Source organism: Mesorhizobium sp. B2-3-4, from assembly GCF_006442315.1.
Taxonomy (GTDB): Bacteria; Pseudomonadota; Alphaproteobacteria; order Rhizobiales; family Rhizobiaceae; genus Mesorhizobium.
In genome coordinates this window covers 130,924-151,268 of sequence record NZ_VFVY01000015.1, presented here as the reverse complement: position 1 = coordinate 151,268, position 20,345 = coordinate 130,924, and the positions used below count along the sequence as shown (strand labels likewise).

General features: G+C 59.3%; 11 protein-coding genes. 6 read left to right on the top strand and 5 right to left on the bottom strand.

All coding sequences use genetic code 11. The features are described 5' to 3' along the window. The first annotated feature begins 1 nt into the window (after nucleotide 1). Complete coding sequence (locus FJ967_RS21915) at nucleotides 2-226, top strand: DUF2274 domain-containing protein (protein WP_140733891.1); 225 nt, start codon at nucleotides 2-4, stop codon at nucleotides 224-226. 44 nt (nucleotides 227-270) lie between these two features. On the opposite strand, the gene FJ967_RS21910 is transcribed toward FJ967_RS21915, so the two are convergent. Beyond that, nucleotides 271-1,197, bottom strand: a complete 927-nt coding sequence (locus tag FJ967_RS21910) for a LysR family transcriptional regulator (RefSeq protein WP_140733890.1) — start codon at nucleotides 1,195-1,197, stop codon at nucleotides 271-273. 11 nt (nucleotides 1,198-1,208) lie between these two features. Continuing rightward, nucleotides 1,209-2,198: a class I SAM-dependent methyltransferase gene (locus FJ967_RS21905; protein WP_140733889.1), complete on the bottom strand. Its 990-nt coding sequence runs from the start codon at nucleotides 2,196-2,198 to the stop codon at nucleotides 1,209-1,211. A gap of 278 nt (nucleotides 2,199-2,476) precedes the next feature. Here FJ967_RS21905 and FJ967_RS21900 point away from each other — a divergent pair, with 278 nt between their 5' ends. From FJ967_RS21900 to FJ967_RS21890, 3 genes are all read left to right on the top strand, one after another. After that, nucleotides 2,477-3,364, top strand: coding sequence for an AraC family transcriptional regulator (locus FJ967_RS21900; protein ID WP_140733888.1), 888 nt, complete (start codon nucleotides 2,477-2,479; stop codon nucleotides 3,362-3,364). Nucleotides 3,365-3,471: 107 nt separating this feature from the next. Beyond that, on the top strand, nucleotides 3,472-4,677 hold the full coding sequence (locus FJ967_RS21895; RefSeq protein WP_140733887.1) for an MFS transporter: 1,206 nt from the start codon (nucleotides 3,472-3,474) through the stop codon (nucleotides 4,675-4,677). Beyond that, nucleotides 4,667-6,079, top strand: a complete 1,413-nt coding sequence (locus FJ967_RS21890; RefSeq protein ID WP_140733886.1) for a hypothetical protein — start codon at nucleotides 4,667-4,669, stop codon at nucleotides 6,077-6,079. The genes FJ967_RS21895 and FJ967_RS21890 overlap by 11 nt, the downstream gene beginning before the upstream one ends. A 277-nt stretch (nucleotides 6,080-6,356) precedes the next feature. Here the strand turns inward: FJ967_RS21890 and FJ967_RS21885 are convergent, their stop codons facing one another. The 3 genes from FJ967_RS21885 to FJ967_RS21875 all read right to left on the bottom strand — a co-directional run bounded on the left by FJ967_RS21885 (nucleotide 6,357) and on the right by FJ967_RS21875 (nucleotide 10,199). Further along, nucleotides 6,357-7,085: a hypothetical protein gene (locus tag FJ967_RS21885; protein ID WP_140733885.1), complete on the bottom strand. Its 729-nt coding sequence runs from the start codon at nucleotides 7,083-7,085 to the stop codon at nucleotides 6,357-6,359. A gap of 248 nt (nucleotides 7,086-7,333) precedes the next feature. Then, nucleotides 7,334-7,903, bottom strand: a complete 570-nt coding sequence (locus FJ967_RS21880; RefSeq protein WP_140733884.1) for a hypothetical protein — start codon at nucleotides 7,901-7,903, stop codon at nucleotides 7,334-7,336. A gap of 13 nt (nucleotides 7,904-7,916) precedes the next feature. Continuing rightward, complete coding sequence (locus FJ967_RS21875) at nucleotides 7,917-10,199, bottom strand: AAA family ATPase (protein ID WP_140733883.1); 2,283 nt, start codon at nucleotides 10,197-10,199, stop codon at nucleotides 7,917-7,919. Nucleotides 10,200-10,923: 724 nt separating this feature from the next. Between FJ967_RS21875 and FJ967_RS21870 the strand changes: the two genes are divergently transcribed. Continuing rightward, nucleotides 10,924-14,181: an STY4851/ECs_5259 family protein gene (locus FJ967_RS21870; RefSeq protein ID WP_181176079.1), complete on the top strand. Its 3,258-nt coding sequence runs from the start codon at nucleotides 10,924-10,926 to the stop codon at nucleotides 14,179-14,181. Next, complete coding sequence (locus FJ967_RS21865; protein ID WP_140733881.1) at nucleotides 14,178-20,291, top strand: DEAD/DEAH box helicase; 6,114 nt, start codon at nucleotides 14,178-14,180, stop codon at nucleotides 20,289-20,291. Before FJ967_RS21870 ends, FJ967_RS21865 begins: the two co-directional genes overlap by 4 nt. Nucleotides 20,292-20,345 lie beyond the last annotated feature (54 nt).

The following is a 20,345-nucleotide window of genomic DNA, read 5'->3' as shown; positions in this document are numbered from 1 at the left end:
AATGGCCAGGCTGAAACTGGGGCCAATCGCCGACGACAAAACTGTCAAGGTCATGGTGGAACTACCCGCGGCATTGCATCGTGACCTGACCGCTTATGCCGAGATCCTCGGCCGCGATGCGGGGCAACGGCCCGCCGATCCGCCGCGCCTCATCGTTGCGATGTTGGAGCGGTTCATTGCGACGGATCGGGGCTTTGCTAGCGCAAAGCGTTCGGAGGGTGGCTAAAGGCCGGACGACTGAAGTCGAACCGCATCAGTCGCGCCTCCCAGTCATGGCGTGATTTCAAGCGCTTGACGGGGTAGGCTCAAGTCGCGTGTCACCATGTTTCTTGCAGTCCCAACCAGCCGCAAAAGCGTACGCTTGGGGTTCGATTCCAGCCACACTGCCTTGATCGAACTGATGCTGTTCTGACCGTCGATGGGTTTCCACACCGTAGCGCCGATGGCGACTGTCCTGGCAAAACCTTCGCCTGCCAGAGTTACGCCTTGGCCGAGTTGTATCTTGAGGATGACCGTCGCTTCGCTCGCGCGACATATTTGAATGGCGGGGCCACCATCTGCGGCAATCTTTTCCAGCAAAACTGGATCCTGCGGCGATCCGACCGACACCAGCAGACAAGTATCTGCAAGATCCCTCCATCTCACTGCCGGCCTTTCAGCGAGCGGATGGCCGCCGGGCAGGAGAACGAACAAGCGCTCGTGCCCAAATAGCTCGCTGCGGCATAAGGCGCCGTTCTCGAGCCCGTGCGTGAAGACGATGTCAAGGCGCCGGCGACGTATTGCCGCCAGACGCTGTTGATGGGGAACGTCCTCGATGGCGATGCACACATCCGGATGTAAGCTGCGAAATCGATCGACAAGGCGCGCCACGAACGCCCGGCCTATCTGGCCGCACAACCCTATCTTGACTGTTTTGGCATCCTGGTCGCCACGACCACCTCCGGCCAAGGCATCTTGCAAGCCTTCATAGTGAGCCCGGACGAGGTCAGTCCAGGCCCGGCCTGCTTCAGTCAGCCGAACGCCATGGACGTCGCGATCAAACAACTGCATGTCCAGCAATTGCTCGAGAGCAACGATGTTGCGGCTGACACAGGATTCCCTCACTCGGAGAACTCTTGCTGCCTGCCTGAGGCTACCATGGTCGACGGCTGCGAAGACATGGTCCAGACGGCGCAACGTGTTGTTGACCTGTCTCAAGGCTCAGGCGCCTATTCCTGCGCGGCGGCGACGCTAACCGGCAGGGTCAGGCTGGTTTCGTAGACGTACTCGAGCGGAATGGCTGGAGTGGCCATCTGGGAAAGGTACCGGTTGAGGTTTTCCGCGCTATTGCTCGCAGCGAGGCTACAGAAATTTCCGCTGTTCCAGGTCAGGGAGCAGTGGCTGAAATGCGCGCGTATCGCGTCAGCCATCTGCGCCAAAGTGACCTCATTGCCGAACATCGTATCCAGAACGAGGGTTTGCTTCTTCTCGATTTCGTCTGGGGGAAAATAGCGCGCCTTGAAGCCGAAATCCTTCTGGTATTCGCGACGCCTGTAGTCCGGCTCCTCGGTTGCCCGGAACTTCTCGACGAAGACGAAGATTCCGTCCTGCTTGAGGTGCTGGGTCACGAACTCGATCTGGCTTGCTCTGTTGGGCGAGTACATCTGAAAGGTCGTATCTTCGAGAATAATATCGAAGCCGTGGGCGAAATTTGCCAGTCGTGGATCTGAACGCAGGACGTCCTTCGTCAAATGATGGAAGGGGCCGACGAAGAAGTCGGCGTGCGGCGGTTCGCCATAAGCCATGAAGCATTTGTAATTCTCCGCGTTCGGGCTGCACGACAGCGTGCGTATCTGTCCCTCCGACAGTTCGGACAGTGTTCTGGCCATCGTGCCTTCCGCTGTTCCAAGGCTGTATAGCGAAAGCGGAGCGCCACGGTGCCGCGCATATTCCAGCACTGCGTAGGCCATCCGGCACTCCTCTTCCAATCTGTAGGGAATGCTGCCGTGATAGTGCTGGTCGAAAAATCCTTGTCGTGCCGCATGCAGGGCAACCAGATCGCGTAGGAGTTCATCGCGCGGCAGAAGGCGGGCGTCGGCCACGGGCTTGCGGATTGGCATCCCGCTCTTGCCAGCGGCGGTCGCCGCGAAAAAGCCGGCTAGTCCGTTAATCCGTGGGCCATGGTCGCACTCAGCCAGAAAGTCGTCGAGTCCACGCATCGCAGTATGCCTCCAGCACCGTTTCATTGGTGAGATGCCGATACGTCGATGGGGGAAATTCCACTAAGATAAGAGTGGTCTAATATTTCACCTTGCTCAAGTATTGGCTAGGCCAACTGGTAGGCCTGCCGGATACAGTCGGCTTTCACTCGCTTGCCATTTTTTCGCTAAAGTCACATCTTCTACCAATCCAGAGTTATTTGCGTGTTGTTCAGCAACCGGTGGTTCGCCACATCACGCAACGACTGGCCACTCGCCAGTAAGGAGACTGTGGATACGTGAATAATCTTGCCCTCGACCCGACCAAGAATCGGCGTTCACAGCACCAATCGCTTGCCCACAAGTATGAGAACTGGGGGAGCGTGCGGGCGGACGTAGTCAAAAGAACCGGGCTTGAGCGCCAGGAGACAAGAATCCTTCAGCCAAACCATGTGTTCTTGATGAACCTGAAGGGCACGGCGAGCCGCGGAGAAGACGTTGTGGACGGGCGCCGGATTGCCTTCTTGCCGCGCCGGGCCGGTTCGATAATCTTCATGCCCGCCGGCAGTAATTGGAATGGGTGGGACGAGGGGGACGCGACCGCTTCCTACCTCCTGGTCTCGATTGAAAAAGGATTCGCCGACGAGGTGTTTGCGGGAATGGCTCGCCATCGCCCGGCGGTGCTGCCGCCTTCGATCGGATTTCGGGACACCACTGTAGAGTTGGCGTTGCAGAGGATTGTCTTGGAGCTCAAGCAGCCTGACCCCATCAGCGCAACGATGGTGGAGTGCCAGGCCACGCAATTGCTCGGGCAAATGCTCAGGTTGAACGGCGTCCATCAGGAACCGGCAAAAGGCGGTTTGTCATCGTTCGATCTCAAGCGAGCAGTGGGAATGATCGAGGCCTTGTCGGGCGGCAGACCTACGCTCGCCGATTTGGCAAAAGAGGTTGGGGTTAGCCGGTTCCATTTCTGGAGGGCCTTCAAGCAGTCGACAGGCATGACGCCGCACGCATTCATTGCGCAGCGCCGATTGGAGCACTCCGCGGATATGCTGCGATCGACCAATTTGTCGGCGACGGAAATCGCGATGGAATGTGGTTTCGGAAGCTCGAGCCATTTCACGACCGCCTTTAAGCGGGCCTTCGGCGCGGCCCCCACGGAATTTCGTCGTAAGTGCAGAATCTAGGCCGCCGCTTGTCGGTTCTCAGCAAGTATCGGAAAACCCCAACATCACAGTAAAGCAGGCTTGGCGGAAGAAGGTACCCATCGGCGGTCAGCCCGGATACGCCGCTCATGTCAAATTTGGTTCGAATTCGTCGTGGCAAAGGACGGGCCGCCCGGTCCAATCCTTGCTTCGGATTCCTGGCCAGCACGCTATCGGCGGCTGTTGCCCGAAACGGCTACTACATCGCATCCGCCTGGATTCTCGTCGAGCGAGGGTACGGAACTGCCGGCGTGGCGATGTTCCTTGCGATCGTCAGCGTTGTCGAATTGATCGCGAGCCCTTTGGCCGGCGCGGCGGCGGATCGATTTGACAGGCGTCGCTTGAACGTTGCGGCAGACCTCAGCCGCTTCGTCGTTATGCTGGCTACCGCTTGCGCGCTCCTCTACGTGGACGTGTTTCTGATTATCTGTCTGTCGGCGGCATTATTTTCGTTTTGCGACCGTGTCGCGCTTACGAGCTCTCAATCAATGATCCCCATGATAGCCGACGGCCGCGATCTTGTAGCCTCGAATTCCGCCGTCTTCTTCGTCATGCAGTTCGGCAACCTCGGCGCGGCTCTGCTTGCAGGGCCTTTGCTGCATGAGCGCTCCCCAGCCCTGCCATTTACCGTCCTTGCCGCCTTCTTCCTGTTTTCAGCGGGCTGCCTGGCCTTGATGCGGCTGGAACCGGTCTCGCGCGATGTCCGCATCGCCAAAATCTCGGCAGCACAATTCGATCTGAGCCTGCGTCGTCTCATTGTCGTCTACGCGCTTCTCTATACAGGCGCGGTGCTTGTCAGTGTCATGGGATCTAGCTTCGTCTACCAGGAGCAGAAGGGTACTGCCGTGGATTTCGGCTACCTTGAGGCTGCATGGTCGGCGGGCTCACTGATCGGCGCGGTATCTCTATTCCGAATTGAAAGAGCGATGAGTACCCATGCGCGGCATCTCATGCTTTTGGGCTTAACGGCGCTGGTACTCATGGCGCTGGCATATCTGCGCACGCCCTGGACAGTGATCCTTTTTGCCGCGCTCGGATTTCTATACAATCTTGGACGCGTCAGCGTTGAAGTCACATTGCAGTCGCGTGTATCCGTTTATCTGTTGGGCCGGGCAAAAGGCATTATGCATAGTGTGGCCGTGGTGCTCGGGTTACTCGTCTTCGGCATCGCCGCCGCTGTAGGAGATCGAGCATTTCCTTCGACGATTTTCTTCAGCTTCGGAGTGGTGCTCCTCATCAGTATTTCGTGCTTGAGCGTCGGTGCCGGTCAGCCGGAAGAAAAGGGTGAATCGTGAGGTGGAAGAGCTAGCAGCAGGCGCAGATGCGAAACAGGCAGTCCTGGGGTCGCTGGAGGCACTCTACCCCTGGATGAAACCTTATCATTCCCGGCCGATCCGCGATTATGCGTTTCGCCTGTTTACGGCGCCGGCTTCGGGTCCCGTGCCCGAAATCCGGCTTCGAGCCTTCACCAAACTACTCGACATCATCAGGAAGGCAGCGACGCGAAACGGGTTGTCGACCGACACCGCCTCGGAAATCTGCAGGGATTTCGAAAGGCGCCGCGTGTTGCAGACAGGCCCACATTTGTTTCTCCTCATGGAGCCGGAAGCGTATTACACGCATATCTTCAGCCTCCTTGGTCTCTCGGCGCATGGCTGTTCGACCTATGTTTCCTATGCCGTTTCGACGGTGAATCTCGTTGAAAAGCCACGCAAGGGGCCAGGCTGGCTCACTGTTGACGGGAAGCCGGTCAACGTCTTTGGCCTGAGCCGAAGCCGGATGATCGGATACAGCCTGCTAGCCGGGCCGGGACCCTATAGGTTCGAGTTCTTGCCGACGGAGCCAAGCACTCGGGGAGACGCACTCACACTGCTTCGTAGCCTTCTGCCGAAGACGCAATTCGAGCGGCCCGCGCACGCCATCAAGGCAGCCAATCTCATCCTTTGGCCAAAAATGTTCGGAGGCCGCTTTGCCTTCCTGCAGATAGACGACGAGGATGTCGCCGACCTGGTGGCGGACCATCTGTCGGACGCAAATTCCTGGCTACGCATGAGACTGCTGGAAGACCCGAAGTTCGCCTCCAATATCCTTGCCGGCATCGACGCGCTCGCGTCCGGCCCCTGGAGTGGCTGGCTCGCGCGAGGTACCGATTTCTTCTGGCTCTATGACAACGGCAAACGCCTTCCGCTGCGTCTGGTCGCCGGAGAACTCATCGATCCTGCGACCGGTACGAAGGTGGCGTGCTTCACAGCCCCCGACATCCTCGAGCGGCTGGCAAACCGCAGCCTTGTCCCGAATCTCCTGCTGATGTTTCTGGTTTTGTCGATCCTGCCCGGCGTGCGCGCGCTTGGAGGCAGCTATCAGCCGATCTACTACCCCCTAATGCGCTATGTCGTCTGCCGGGCGCTCGAGACCACAGGCGCGGATGAAGATCTTCTGCAGGCTCTCGCAACCGACGACGTACCGGGAGCTTGGGGACATCGGGTAATTGAGTGCGATGATGATCCGCTCAAGCTATTCCTAAATGGCAGCAACGGCGGGGTGAGTGATCTTATCGACCGTTTGGGCGACATTGCCTTCGCCGAGGCATGTGGAAGCATGAAAGGCTTCGTGACTGACCCGTCGTGGCATGAACTTCACAGCCGGCTGCGGCAGGGGTTGGTCACGCCGGCAGATGCGGAATGGGCATTTTCCTAAAATGTCTTGGGCGCTTCCAGCAGTTAGCGTGGGCACGCGGGATTGCGAACGTCTGCTTCGCGATGAATTCGGACTCTTTGATAGGCGTTCACCGATCCTGAGAGCCGTCATGCGCTGCCCAACAGCAAGCGCCTCAGTCGCCCCCAGCTTGGAGAGCGAATTAGAATTGAGATTGAATGATAAAGGACGTCCTCATTGATAGAACATTGAGGCAATGCAACTTGAGTTAACACTACCGGCAGGTGAGTGTCAGAGCTCCGCTCGACCGCGGCTTCTTTTACTCTGCGCGAGTTCGACCGGCTTGATAGACAGGCTTGTAGGTTCGGAACATCGCCTCGAGGTCATATTGCTCCTTAAGCTCAGGTACGATTTGCAGAAGCGACCGGACCACCACTAGTCCCGCGAAAGCGAGAATGGATGCTGCTTCCTCCATTTCGTCGGTGGACACTTGGGCATCGATCTGGACCGTAGTCCATCCCGGTTTGTTTTGGTTCAACTGCCGGTGAAGGGATGTCCAGGTTACGTGAGCGGCATCAGCCGAGATCTCCCGATAGACGTGATTAAGCCGGGGGAACGGAGTTTCGATCTCAGAGACGAGCAGCTTTCCCTTTGCCTTGGAGCTGTCCTGAAGGAATTTCTCTAGGCTCTGCCTAGCGTCCGCCGGGAGTCCTCCAGGAGCGTTTTTTAAAAAGGTTTTTGCACGTGACCGGCGGCTCACCGTATCGTCGGTGTGCAACTGCTCAAGATAGCTGGCGTTCACTTCGCCATGGTAGAGATGGAGGGCGCACTCAATGGCTGACCGGCAGTAAGACCGAAACGCCATGTCATGGCCTGCGTCCGCCAAAGTCAGCGCTGCGCGAAGCTCCGCGCGCAGCCGCGCAAATAGGGCCAAAGCAACGGAGCGGCGTTCTGCATCCTCGAAGCCACCGACATCTATCGTCGATACGCCGAGCTGTTCGAGGGATTGATCAAAGTTTCCTAGCCACGTCCGCCACGCGCTTCGCATCGAAATCTCGCCTTCTCGATCTACAGAGAGTTGTTTTAATGTCAATTACTTAGTTCAGCTAAGTTATGAGGCATTTTCCAAGGTAATTCGTCTTGGCTGCAAAACAAGGCCCGCTCGGCCAATTGAACGACAAGGCTCCCGGTTGCCTGGACGAGGGAATGTACGATTTGGCAGAGATCGGATTGCAACACTATCAGTAGGCTCCATCATGCGAGCCTTGCGTTGGCGTCATTTTAATCGGACGAAGGTTAGAGGGCCTTGAGAAATGCTGCATAGGCGGCGAGGTTCGGCAGCCTTGCTGAAGACCGCTGTGCGATGTGGGCGCGGTCTCCCTTTCGGTGAGAATCTGGCTGCACGCCGTCGTATCCGATCTCGCGTTGTGCGCCCTCAGCAAGCAGCCGGCACCATTCGCGAATCTCGTCTATTACCGCTGTAAATTCCGCCGTTGAGACGAACTGATCGGGCAGCTGGCCGTGAAAGAGTTTGTCCCGATATCGCTTGGCTCGTTTCAACGTCGTCACTAAACGTTCATAGTCGGCGCCGATCATCACCTGTAGCCCGACGCCGGCAAGGTCTGCAATTCCTTTGTCAAACATGGGAAATGAGAGATTTTTGGCGTCGTGCAGAGTCTGGCGAAGAGCCGGGCCGTCTCGCTCGATAAAAGCGCTCGATTGATATACCAAAAAGGTCAGTAGCTTGCGTATCTGGCGTTCCGCACGAAGGTAGACGAGGACGAAGGCATCAACCCCGCACGTGCGGTGCTGAGATGCGAGAATATCACCTACAGGTTTGAACTCATAGTCAAAGTCATACTTCATCGGTTGAAAGGCCCTAAGAGCGCCGGGTAAAACGGATCGTGCGTTGGCTGAAATCCAACAATTGCTGGTCGTTGATCGCCACGGTTTGCCACGCAGGATTTGTGTCATGATGAAAGAGGTTGCCGTAGTCCTTTAAGGCCTCCAGCTCATTGACATCAGCAACGTTCATGAACTCATCCGGAGTACCAAGACGCTGTCTCGCTGCACCAATAAACGGACCAAGCAACGTGGCTGCGGGAAAATGAGTGGGATAGGCAACCCTCAGAAACGCTTCGAGTTTTGGCCGAATTGCAGCCGCCACCTCGCGTTCGTCAATGCCAACACTGCTCCGGATGAATTGTTCGATGAGCGCATGTCTCCTATCATGCTCGGTGACATTATCTTGGCTTACGTTCCATGAAACCAACGTTGAGGATCCGTGGTCACGGACGACCTTCAAAGCAGAACGATCCCCGGGACGCGTCTCTTCCCAAAGGTTGTAGAGGAACGGCTTTGAGTGAGACATCACAATGACCTGCTGTACATTGCCTAGGAGTCGAACGATCTCTCTTACGGTGGTGAGCGAGCGATGCTCATCAAGACTGGTCATCGGATCGTCGATGACAACGATCTTCTGGGCCAGACGAGGATCTCGGTCCAGCGAGGCGAAGAAAAATGCCAGCGCTAGCGCGTTACGGTCGCCAGCACTCAATACAGTGTGAAAACCAGGATCGGTATCATTCGCAGGCACCAATGGTACTGCCTGCCGGTCAATGGTAACGGCATAGTTAGCTGCCGAACCTGATCGATTGTTGACTGATGCGATATTGGCAAGCCGAAAACCAGCGTTAAATCGCTGCAGATAGGCATTGATGGCAGTTTCATACGCGGGAAAGACCCGATCGCGATAATTGTCGAGAGCAGCGCGGGCAGCTGCTCTTGCCGTTTCCGTACTAGCCTTTGCAGCTTTCTCGTCGAGATACGCGGTACAAGCGGCATCCATAGCGGGCATTATCCTCGCCTCGTGTCGCCGCAGTATCGCCAAATCCTCTGAAAGCGTTGCCAGATTAGCTGCCGCGCTTCGTTCCTTTACAAGTAAGATGTTAGTGTTGAGCTCAATCAGCCTGGCGCTCAGGTCGTCCAAAGTCGCACAGGTGGTGTGATATGCCTCGACAGCGCTCCGAGCGTCCTCGGATAGTGGGATCATCTCAAGAGGTTGCTCACTTTTGGCACTAAGGCAAAGAAACACGGCCTCGTGGGCTGCGTTCCACAGCCGCACAATCCGAGCGGTGTCTAGCGTGGTGTCCGGCATCTCCATAAAACGAGACCAGAAAGCGGCTTGCTCTCCTAGCACCCGCACGGATCGCTCAAAGGCCGCTTTGGCATCCCCGTTATGATGGCGTCCGACGATCATCATCGCATCTGAGATATCGCGTTTCAGGCGGGTATAGCCGTCGCTAAAATAAGCCTGATAGTGCTCTATCAGAGTCGAGCCGGCCAAGGGCTGAGCACAAAAAGGGCATTCGTCAGATAAATGGCCCATCCTATTCATTCCGTCTTCGACCCAGGCTTCGCCCCCTTCGCCAAGTGCCGCGAAGTGTTCGTCCAGGCGCTCCGTGGCGAGATTCTCCAGCCCCGCAAGTCCAAGCGCCAAAACCCTCTCGATAGCCTCTAGATCAAACCGTGGCAGGGTCACGGCAGCAAAGACAGATTGCTGAGCCACCTCGCGTGCCGACCGCGCTGCCGCCAGATTGCGTTCCGCTTCCTGGATCTGCTCGGTGAGATTGTCGCGAGGCTCTAAGGCGCAGAACTGGTCTACCGTCAGCCGTCCCCGAATGTCGGCCGAAATTGCTTCCGCCGAACTTGCTAGCTGGCGGTTGTGTTGCTCGATGCGGGTAATCTCGACCTGCAGGTTATTGTTCAACGAAAGGCCCTGAGCCCCAATGATCAACTCATGCAGCTTCTGCCGATGGGCCGCATCTACGCTCATGCCGGAATAGACGTTCTCACTCACAAATCTATCGTCGAAGACAACGATGTCGGGCACCAGTTGCGACCAGCGGCCGTTCTCGAAGACTGCAGTGTCGCCCGGGAGTCCAATAACCACCTGAGGCGGATGTGCAGCGGTTAAGCGTCGACGTTCCAAAATGAGATTTGCGTTGCCGCTGGCCAACGAGCGCAGGACTGCGGCGAGTGTAGTTTTTCCTCGCCCGTTCTCCGCATAGAACAAGGCGAACCTTGCAAGCGGCAGATGCGCCCCAGCTGAAACATTATCGAACTGGCCAACATTCTGAAGCAACCGGAAACTTTGGACCAAGTCTTCCCCCGCAAATTTTGGCCTAAAATAGCAGAACAATCATGGTCCGTCTCAGTTGACTCGCGGCAGTTCCCCCAATGGGTCGTGTACGCTGGCGATCGTCGCTCAAAGCTTACTGCTGCGATATCGCGAGAGCGGACATTCGGCTATTCGGGCCCAAAAGCAGACGTCGCTGGCACGACCAGAAAGTCTTGCGCCGCAAAAATCCACAGTGGATCGTCGACCCGTGAACGTAGTCACACCAAAGCGTAGGTTAGGCGGTTTTACAACTGACTGGGGCGCTTTTTAACTTGAACTTTCTGCCTCGCGCCACCAGTCGAATTGCAGGCACTGTGGGGGTGACAAAATCGAACCGGACAAGCTTCCCCTCCCTGTTCAGTCGCTGTGCTACGCCACATGGACAGGCTTTTGGCAGGCCGAACATCGCGCAGATCATTGCTCTTCAATGGGTATGTTGGCTTCCAATCAAGCGCCTTCTCAACGCGCCCGCCCGGCGACCTCAACCGCGCCTTCGCAGGCGAAGCGCGCTGCGCGGGCCGTCGTTAGATAGGTACACTTGCGCCAACCACCCTTGCTACAGCCTCCTGAGCAGACCAGCGATCGTCCGAAGGGCGACAAGTTACTCAGTTTTCGCCAGCGCAAGCCTACTGTCCGATTCTTACTGTTATTCTTGAGCGAACAGTGCAGACTGAGTTGCGGAGGGCTATTCCAAGCAGGGGGGATCTTGGGGGAACTCAGAGACGCATTGCAGTCGCTGTTAGAGTCGCGGGGTCTGGTGCAGCCCGATGGCCGTCCGCTCTATGCATACAGGTTCGCGCGCACCGACTTCGACCAAATCGGCGCGGTCTTGCGTCGATGCGGCCCTTCAGCGGTACGCGATCGTCATGGCGCGGCGCTAATCGTGTCGCACGTGGCGGAGTGGTTTAGACGCGAGCGGAGCGGCGGCCACTGGGATTGGATTCGTCCGCTCCGAGCAATTGGTCTGGACTACGGACCTTATGCACGGATCCAATATCGAGACGTCGAAAGCTTAGTGAGCCTCGGGTTGCGAGTTTGGCGCCGTCCCGAGCCGACAGGAGGCGAGCGGCTCCTCGCCATAGTACGCGAGGCAGGCTTTCCGGTCGCATCGGTACGCGAGGATCCGCGAATTTCGTCCTGGCTGGAGAATTCGGTGCAATGCGCCGAAAGAGGTTTCTCCACCCGTGATGCCGTTGGCGCCGAGGCATGGCGCGTGTCGGACCGCTTGGCGCAGGCGCTGTTCGATCCGGCAGTCGATCTCTGCGACAAGATCATCGACCTGCGCGCTTCGCTCCCACCCCCCGAAGCCCGCGGCGACGCGGTCGACTATCTTGATCAGAACAGGCTCGGCTGGCGAGACCAAATCCCGTTCGACGTAGAATGTGAGGACATTCGGTCGATGGTCGAGCAAATCGTCCGACTTCGCGACGATGGGGCCGCAGCGCTCGATGTCAGTCGACACCTAGTTCGCGCTGACGACGAATGGCAGGCGCAGGCTTCGCTCGGCTTGTCCGGACGGATCGATCTGCGGCGTTTGCCGTCGTCGGTTGCCGAGGCAGTTCTGGACGGCCGTAGGGTCAGAATCTTTCCACGCCCTCCATTCTGCCAGGAGCTGATCGCCGTAGCCGCCATTGAGACGTATGAAAAGGACGACGCGCCAGCGCACGAACTGCGCGCGTTTGTGGCCAAGTTTGACTCGCCGCTCGCTTTGGGGGACGAGGCGCGTCTCCTTGTACAGTCGGGCAGCAACACCGTCGGTGAGTTCATCGCCGCCGGTGGGGAGCCGCTGCACGATCCTGTCATCGCGCTCCAAATCGAGCAGATCGACGAAAACGAATCCCCAACAAGGCTGCGAGTGTTGGGGTCGTCACCAGCACGGACGACCCGGCCCGCGCTTGCGCTCGCCGTGCGCGATGAGCACTTCCGCTCGGTCTCGTTCTCGGCTGGCTTCACGGATCTCGGGCGTTGCGCGGGCGATCGTCGTGTAGTCAGCTTCAGCGGCTCTGCAGCGTTCACGCTAGGGGGCGCGCGATCGTCGTGGAGGACGTCGGTGGAGCGCGAAGTCGACGCACGCCCGATACTCGTTGGCAATCTCGTTCGCAATGTGCGCGAGTCCGTGTTCCGCGGTATGCCGAAACTATGGATCGAGCGAGATGGCCACCTTGCTTCTCCTAGGCGCCAAACGTTGCATTGGCGCCCTCGCGGAAGAGGAACGTGGCGATCGGTCGATGGCTCGAAACCATGGGGAAATGTCGATCTCGCCGTGATCGAGAATGGCGAGCTCCTATTCGCGATTGGGGCATCGATCGTTCCGCCGAACTTTGACATGGCGGTGGATCGCGGCAGGAGGGAGTTTCGGGTTGCAGGGCTCGACACTCGACTGCTCGTCGCGCGCGGGTCGACCAATCTGGACGTTCGGTTCGAAGGCGAGATGGCGATCGTTCGGCTCGGCCCCCCGACCGGAGCATCGACGATCGTCCTTAGACCGCGATGGGATGCGGAGCTCGCGCTGACCCTCACCGATCCGAACTATGACTTGCGCCTGATCGACGCCAACGACGTCCTCGTCCCACCGCGCTCGACCTTCTCGGTCGACGGCTTGAGGGGGCTCCGAATCCTTGCCACGCGCGAAGTATCCTTGTGCATGGAATTGCGCGCGAACGATGCTCCGCGCTTGACTATCACGCGGCGCGTGTCCGGCGAAGTTCCTCTTTCCGCCTTCGCCGATACGATAACGCAGTTACTCGGCAGCTCGGAGAGCTTGGACGCCCGCGTCGAACTCTCCACAATCGGTGCGACCGCCAACATCGCCGATGTGCGATGGTATGCCGAGGACGTCGATCCTTTTGACGCTCCCCCGCCCAACGCCTTTTCCGTGCTCGCAACCACGCATGGGCTGGATCTCCAAGGGATTTCGCTCGCACATCCGGCAGCCGGCACCGTGTCTCTCGTGGCCCCCGCGAGCCAGGTCACGATGCGTGCCGAACTAAGCCGCGCACTCCCGCCCGGCCCGTGGCTGATCTATGGTCGGCGTCGGCAAGGCACAAAGGTCCGGCCGAGGATCGTGCCTGCGGCGGCGAGGGCGGCCACGGGAGAAGAAACCTTACTCGAACGGGCTATCGGCATCGATGCGTCTGCCGCTCGCGCAGCCGCCTTTGTTCAGGCCTATGCGCTACCAGAACAGGTTGCCCCGCGAGATCGCCGCACGATTATCGATCTTCTCACGCTGGCTCGCCGCGAGGGCCTCCCCATCTCGTCGATCGACGCGCTGAAAGCATTCGACCGTTCGCCCGGCTTCGCCGCGCTCTTGCTTGCGTCGTGCGACTCCCTCGATGAGCGCGCGGCGCTGCTCGACTTGCAGCGAGACTTACCGTTCCTGTGGTCCTCGACGACCGTTGGCAACTGGTTGAGCGCCTTCTCAGCTCGGATCGAGCATGCGAGGTTACGGTTGACTGAGGTCGGGATCGATACTTCCGTTGCCTACCGCAGCGTGATCACCGCTCTCGACGACATCGTCGGACTGAGACCAGAGCTGGCAGGCCATGCAAAGGCGGTCTTTCTGATGCAGATCGCCCCCGAAATGGCGCGTGAGAAAACGTCGATCGACGGCGCGGCGGTAAACTTCCTTCAGATTGGTGGAAGCGATCGAGTGCGACGCGAAATCGACCGTCTGATCGGCCGCCACGACGACGACGACCCACCACCCCAAGGCCTGCTAGGCGTCAGAAGCCGAACAGCTCACCAGTCGCACTGGGCGCCCTATGATCCAAGCTTCATGGAAGTCATCGCGGTTCCTTTTGCCATCGCCGATCATGCGAGCGGTCGAACAGCCCTCGACGAGGGCGAACAGCGGCGTTGCCGCCACGCCTGGCTTTACGATCCCGAATATTTCGAAGCGATTGTGCCGATAGGCATTGACGCGGTCCTTCGCGGCTTCGCTAGGGTTGGAGAAAGAAAATCATGATCGACTTCGACCGCATGATGGTGCGCCTGCCAGAGCAGGCAGCCGACGCTATCCTAGGTATGCTGCGCCCGAAATCGCGGACCCTCGTGAGCCACCTTAGGGCCACTTGGGGCGCCCCCGCCGGAAGCGACGGCTCTCTGATCGCAGAACCCTTTGTGGAAGGCGCGTTTCCATGGTTGCCATTGGACGGTGGTTGGGGGGCGCTCAAGCCGGGACTGCTCGATCCGCGAACGATCGACGTGCTCACATCCGTGTCGTTTCCACCCTATGTGCATCAAGCGGATGCTTGGCAACATCTAACGGCTGAACGTCCCTCTTCCGTTATCGTTTCGAGTGGCACTGGCTCCGGCAAGACGGAATGCTTCCTCGTTCCGATCCTCGATCGCTTGGTGCGACTCTCTGATGGTGGCGCGCGACCGCTCAACGGTGTGCGCGCCCTCATGCTCTATCCCCTCAATGCATTAATTAGCAGCCAGGAAGAGCGGCTTCACCGATGGTTCGAGCCTTTCGGCGGAACGCTTCGGTATTGTCTTTACAATGGGGAGACGCCCGACACTGCACGTGCCGCCGTTCGCGCGCAGAAGCCCTGGCGCGTCGGCGATCGCACAGCACTCCGCGCTTCTCCGCCCCCGGTGCTCGTTACCAACGCGACGATGCTCGAATATATGCTCATTCGCCAGAACGACGCGCCGATCCTGGCGGCGTCACAAGGAAAACTCGACTTTATCGTTCTCGACGAAGCCCATTCCTACATGGGCGCGCAGGCCGCTGAGATAGCGCTGCTCCTTCGACGGGTCGCGCTCGCCTTTGGTCGTACCCCGGATCAGATCCGCTACGTGGCGACGTCTGCAACGATTGGGGGAGCAAGCGCCAAGGCAGATCTCAGCCGTTTCCTGCAAGACCTGTCAGGCGCGCCTGCCGACGCAATCCACGTCGTCGATGGGCAGCGGGCGCCGCTCCCGCCAGAACCGGCACATTATGACGAGCGGCCGCTCCAACCGGGTGCGCTCACCAACCTCGACCCTATGGAAAGTGGGCGCCTACTCGCACAGTCCGCTCGGCTGCGCGCCACGCGCGAAGAGCTGCGGACAGGCAAAATCTATTCGTGGCGCGCATGGACCGAGAAGGCATCAACGCTTGCCGGCGGTGCGGTCGATGCGACGCGATTACTCGTGGAGGCCGCGCGAGCAAAAGATCCGCACGCCGATCCGGTAATGGCTGCGAGCGGCGGAGACGCCATGTTACCCAACCGAATTCACCTGTTTCATCGGACCGTCGCGGGCTTGTGGGTTTGCGTCAATCCCGACTGTTCGGCGAGTCCCAGGCACGTGGAAGGTTCCGATTGGCCTTACGGTCCGATCTTCTCCGAAACGCGCGAGCATTGCCCACATTGCTCATCTATCGTTCTCGAATGGGTCTGCTGCACACTTTGCGGCGAGGGTGCCCTCAGAGCCGAGGAGTACGATGGAGGCTCACGCATCGCGGCGTGGAGCGACGGCAACGACGAGGATGGGTTCGAACAGACGCTTGAGCGCGAAGATCCAAGCGACGTCCAAGAGGAGGAGGAGCAGGAGAGAGCCGGCGCCGAGGCGCCGACGATAGTGTCGCGTCGATATCTGACGCTGCCGTTGAAAGCCGGGTCGCACGGACTAAGTGTGGAGTTGGAAACCGGCATCATCGACAGTGACGCTCGGCGGCAGATCGTTTTCGCGGCCAGCCGAGACATCTCCGAATGCCCGGCCTGTACCAAAGCACCCAATCGGGTAGATGCGAGCCGCGGCGCCATGCGGGCGGCAGTCGCCGGTGCGCCATTCCTCATGGCGCAGATCACGCCGGGTTTCCTGGCCGACATGTCGCCTGAGCCAGTGTCGGACGAACCGCTTCCCTTCGACGGTCGCCGGCTCATCACATTCACTGACGCCCGGCAAGGTACAGCGCGCCATGCAGCCAACGTGCAGATCGCGTCGGAACGCACTTTCGTGCGCGGCTTCATCTACCAGTTCGTCCAGGAAAGAGCTGACGTTGACAGCGAGGCGCTAGCTTTGATCGACAAAAGGATCGCTCGGCTTAGGGAAGATCCTGGTGATGTAATGTTCGCCGGCATGGCCGATGATCTTGAGCGTGAACGAGCGAGAATGGTCGGTAGCACTGCGAGGCCCTGGCGCGACCTTGTCCGATGCCTGGCGCGACACACGACCGTTGATCATTTTCTCCGGGCACTCTGGACGACCACTAATCGCGACGACCGCTTCCAGGACACTGAAATGCTTGCTGAATTCCTCCTTTACCGGGAAGCCATGCGGCGACCGGTGCGCGCCAATTCGGCCGAAACCCTCGGGCTGTTCCGTTTCGAGCTGCCTGGGATAGACGATGCCGCGCCGCGCGTTCCCAAGTCGGCTCAAGCAGTAGGGATGACCGGTGAAGATTGGCGCGATTTGCTGCGGCTCCTCGTCACTCATTTCCTGCGCACCAACGTCGCGCTTGACTTCCCGCGTTGGTGGCTGAACTGGATCGATCGCCGCCAGAGCCATATTGAGGTCAAGCCTTGGGCGCCGGGCGAAAAATCGAGCCTATACGTGCGCCTTTGGCCCAATCCCTATGGCGTACGCCTGACGCGCGTCGTTCGTCTGCTGTTCCAGGCATTGCAGTTAGACCCGGACTATCAGATCGACAAGGACAAGGTCAGTGATGTCCTGATCGATGCCTGGCACTCACTACAACGATTCATGACGCCAACCGACAATGGATTCCGTCTCAAACTCGGCGATCTCGCGGTGGCGAAGGTCGAGACGGCATTTTGGTGCCCTACGACTAGACGTGTCCTCGACACGACGATGAGAGGAAGGAGCCCTTACGACTTGGACGGCATCCATCCGATCGCCGCGCCAATCACGCTTCCGCGACTGCCGTTTCCCTGGCGCCGTGGCCCGGACGGACATGCAATCGACGAAGACGCAATGGATGCGTGGCTCGCGACCGACCCCATCGTCGTTGAGCGGCGCGACGCTGGTCAATGGGGCGACCAGCAAGATCGAACGGCGAAATTTTCGCCATGGCTGCGGGCCGCCGAGCATTCGGCTCAGCAGGCAAGCACGACGCTAAGGCGCTACGAGCGAGAATTCAAGGCGGGCAAAATCAACGTCCTCGGCTGTTCGACCACGATGGAGATGGGCGTTGACATCGGCAGCATCGAAGCCGTGCTCAACACCAACACACCACCCGAGATTGCCAACTACCGTCAGCGCGTCGGTCGCGCGGGCAGGCAACGCCAGCCGATCGCCGTCGGGTTGACACTATGCAAGGACCGTCCGCTCGATCGGATGACCATCGCCAACCCCCTAGACTACCTTGAGCGCCAAGTTAGGACGCCTCGGGTCAGCCTTGAGAGCCCGACTATCGCGACGCGCCACGCCGCAGCACTCCTCCTCGCTCGCTTCCTTGCGAGCCTTGGGACGGAACTCCACAAGCTAACCAACGGGACCTTCTTCGCGCTAACTTCCGAAGCGAATCTCGAGACGGGGACCGCCCCCGCCGTTGCCTTCTTGGCGTGGCTCGACGCGGTTCCGTCGAACCGTGCCATGACGGCCGCGCTGTCGCACTTGCTAGCTGGAACACCAGTCACGCCGGGATGGGATCTCATCGAGGTACTTCGCACACGAATGGAGCGGATCACGGCCGAACTGCGGGCTGAATGGGAAGCGCTTGCATCCGCCACCAGCGACAGTCCAGCGGGCGATGTGGAGCTCGCCGCGATCAACAAGGCTCGCGAACTTCAGCGTCATCGCCTGGAACGCGGCTACCTGCTGGGCGAATTGGCCGGGAGGGGGTTCCTGCCTTCGTATGGGTTTCCCACCGACGTGGTTCAGTTCGTCACCGAGACGGCTAGCGAGAAATCGGCGAAGGAGCGGGCCGGCGGGGATGGAGGCGAGCCTCAGGAGCGCAGCTTCGGCCGTGGCTATCCTTCACGCTCGCGCGAAGTCGGTATCTACGAGTATGCACCGGGCCGAGCCATCGTCGTCGACGGCGTGGTTCGCGAATCCGCTGGTGTCACGCTCAATTGGCAGCGTCCCGTATCGGCAGCAGGGCTGCGCGAGATCCAAAGCCTGCGAACAATGTGGTCTTGTAAGACCTGCGGTGCCTTGTCGTCGAAACCTTCCGCGATCGAACAGACGCCGTGCGCCGAGTGCGGCTCGAATAGTATGACCCCAGTTCGTTATCTGAGCCCGGGGGGCTTCTCAGTGGATGCCCGTTTCAAGATCCATGACGATCCATCTGACATTGGTGGCGCCAAAGTGGTCGATCCCTGGGTCTCAACGCGTGAGGCGCCTTGGCGGTCGTTGCCGGACCCGGCAGTGGGGCGCGTGCGTGCTAGTCCGGACGGCACGGTCTTCTGGTTTAACCCCGGTGAGCATGGTCACGGGTATGCGCTCTGCCTGCATTGCGGCCGGGCCGAAGCTGAGGAAGACGCCTTGGGTGGCCCCGGTCTGTCGGAGCACAAGCCGTTGCGCGGCGCTCCAACCGCAATCGACGGTTTCACTTGCAGCGGCGCGCCAGAATTCGCCCCATACGCAGTCACGCGCAATCTGATGCTGGCCCACGAGATCAGGACTGATCTTTGTGAGATACAACTCTACGACTGCCGCTCGCGCGATGTCGCATTGACCATTGCGCTCGCCCTGCGTGAAGCAGTGGCAAAGCGACTTGGCGTGGATGCTGACGAAATGGGATTCGCAGCGCCTGCCGCACCGAACCCACAAGGGCGGGATAATTGGAGCAGCGTCATTTTCGACCGGGCGAGCGGTGGTGCTGGATTCTCTGCGACGATTGCGCGCGATCCGGTTGGCCTGCTTGGCGATGCACGAACGTTCCTTGATTGCAGCCTGCCCGGCCGATGCGGCGATCGCAAAGCAACGCGTGTCTGTCCTCGCTGCGTCCTCGCGCCCGACGCGCAACACGCCGTCGAGGCTACCGATCGGGCCGCGGCGTTTGATCTACTCACTAATACGTTATCTCGCATTGCGCTTCCCGAGGAACATCGTTTGTTCGGGCCCACGACCGCTTACGAGTCTGCGGCGCTTACGGACGCGTTGAACGAGTGGATGACAACCGACCCAGCTGCCGAACTCTGTGTTGTACTGCACGGCGACCCGACGAACTGGGATTTCGATGCTTGGCCGATGGCTCCAGTTGTAGAGCGATGGGGCGCGCGAGGCCGTAAGGTGACGGTTGAAGTTGACAGAGCCGCGTTGGAGCGCGCCGATGCAGTCACTCGGCGCCGCATCGCCCTTTGGATCGAAAGGGCCCGAGCGTCGCTCTGCTCTTTACCAAGAGCGGATGCGGAAATCCTGGCGGTCGTGACTGCGACCGACCGGGCGTTCGCTTGGGCTTCCCTCGATCGCGAGGCGTATCTTATCGGCTCCGGCTGGGCGAGCACATCAGGTGCGCCAGTGGTGCGCGGGAAGTGGGAGCGCATAAACGAAAGCCCGGCGACGATCGACTCGCGATCGCTGCTCGTTGAGAGAGTGAGAGAAACAATTTTCGAGCTGTACAACGAGTTAGATGGCCCGGTCACTGGCTTCGGACAGCGGTTGAAGGCTCTCATGATCGGTCGAAACGAGACGCTCGCCGCCATTCTGTCCGAGCCATGTAACGAGCTGCGCTATTCAGATCGCTATCTGTTCAGTCCTCTTGTCGTGCGGTTGGTCGCGGAGCTTTTTGCGGGTTTCGCGAATGCGAATACCGCTATTTTCGTCGACACGCTCGTACAGCGCCGTGACAATCGCCGTCCTCGCATCGGTAAGACATTAAAGGACGACTGGCCGGACGTGGCCGACCGCAACGTCGTGTTCCAGCATCTGCTTGCGCAAATTGCTCCCACCGGGAGGCTCGTCCTTCATCAGGACGTACCCCATCGAAGGCGGCTGGATTTTCGCACGCCCAGAGGATCGGGGACGATCTTCTTCGACCAGGGTGTCGGATCGTGGGTAACCGCCAGCGTTGTTGCCTTCGATCCGATGGCACCAATTGCTGATCAGCTTCGTGCAGTTGACGCGCCTTTCGTGGTCGAGAACGGACCGAATGGAACTTTCTTCACGTCTAGGGTGGATTAATGGTCGAGAACAAAATCGGAACTTTGCTGGTGGCGGATTTGACGGTAAGGTCTG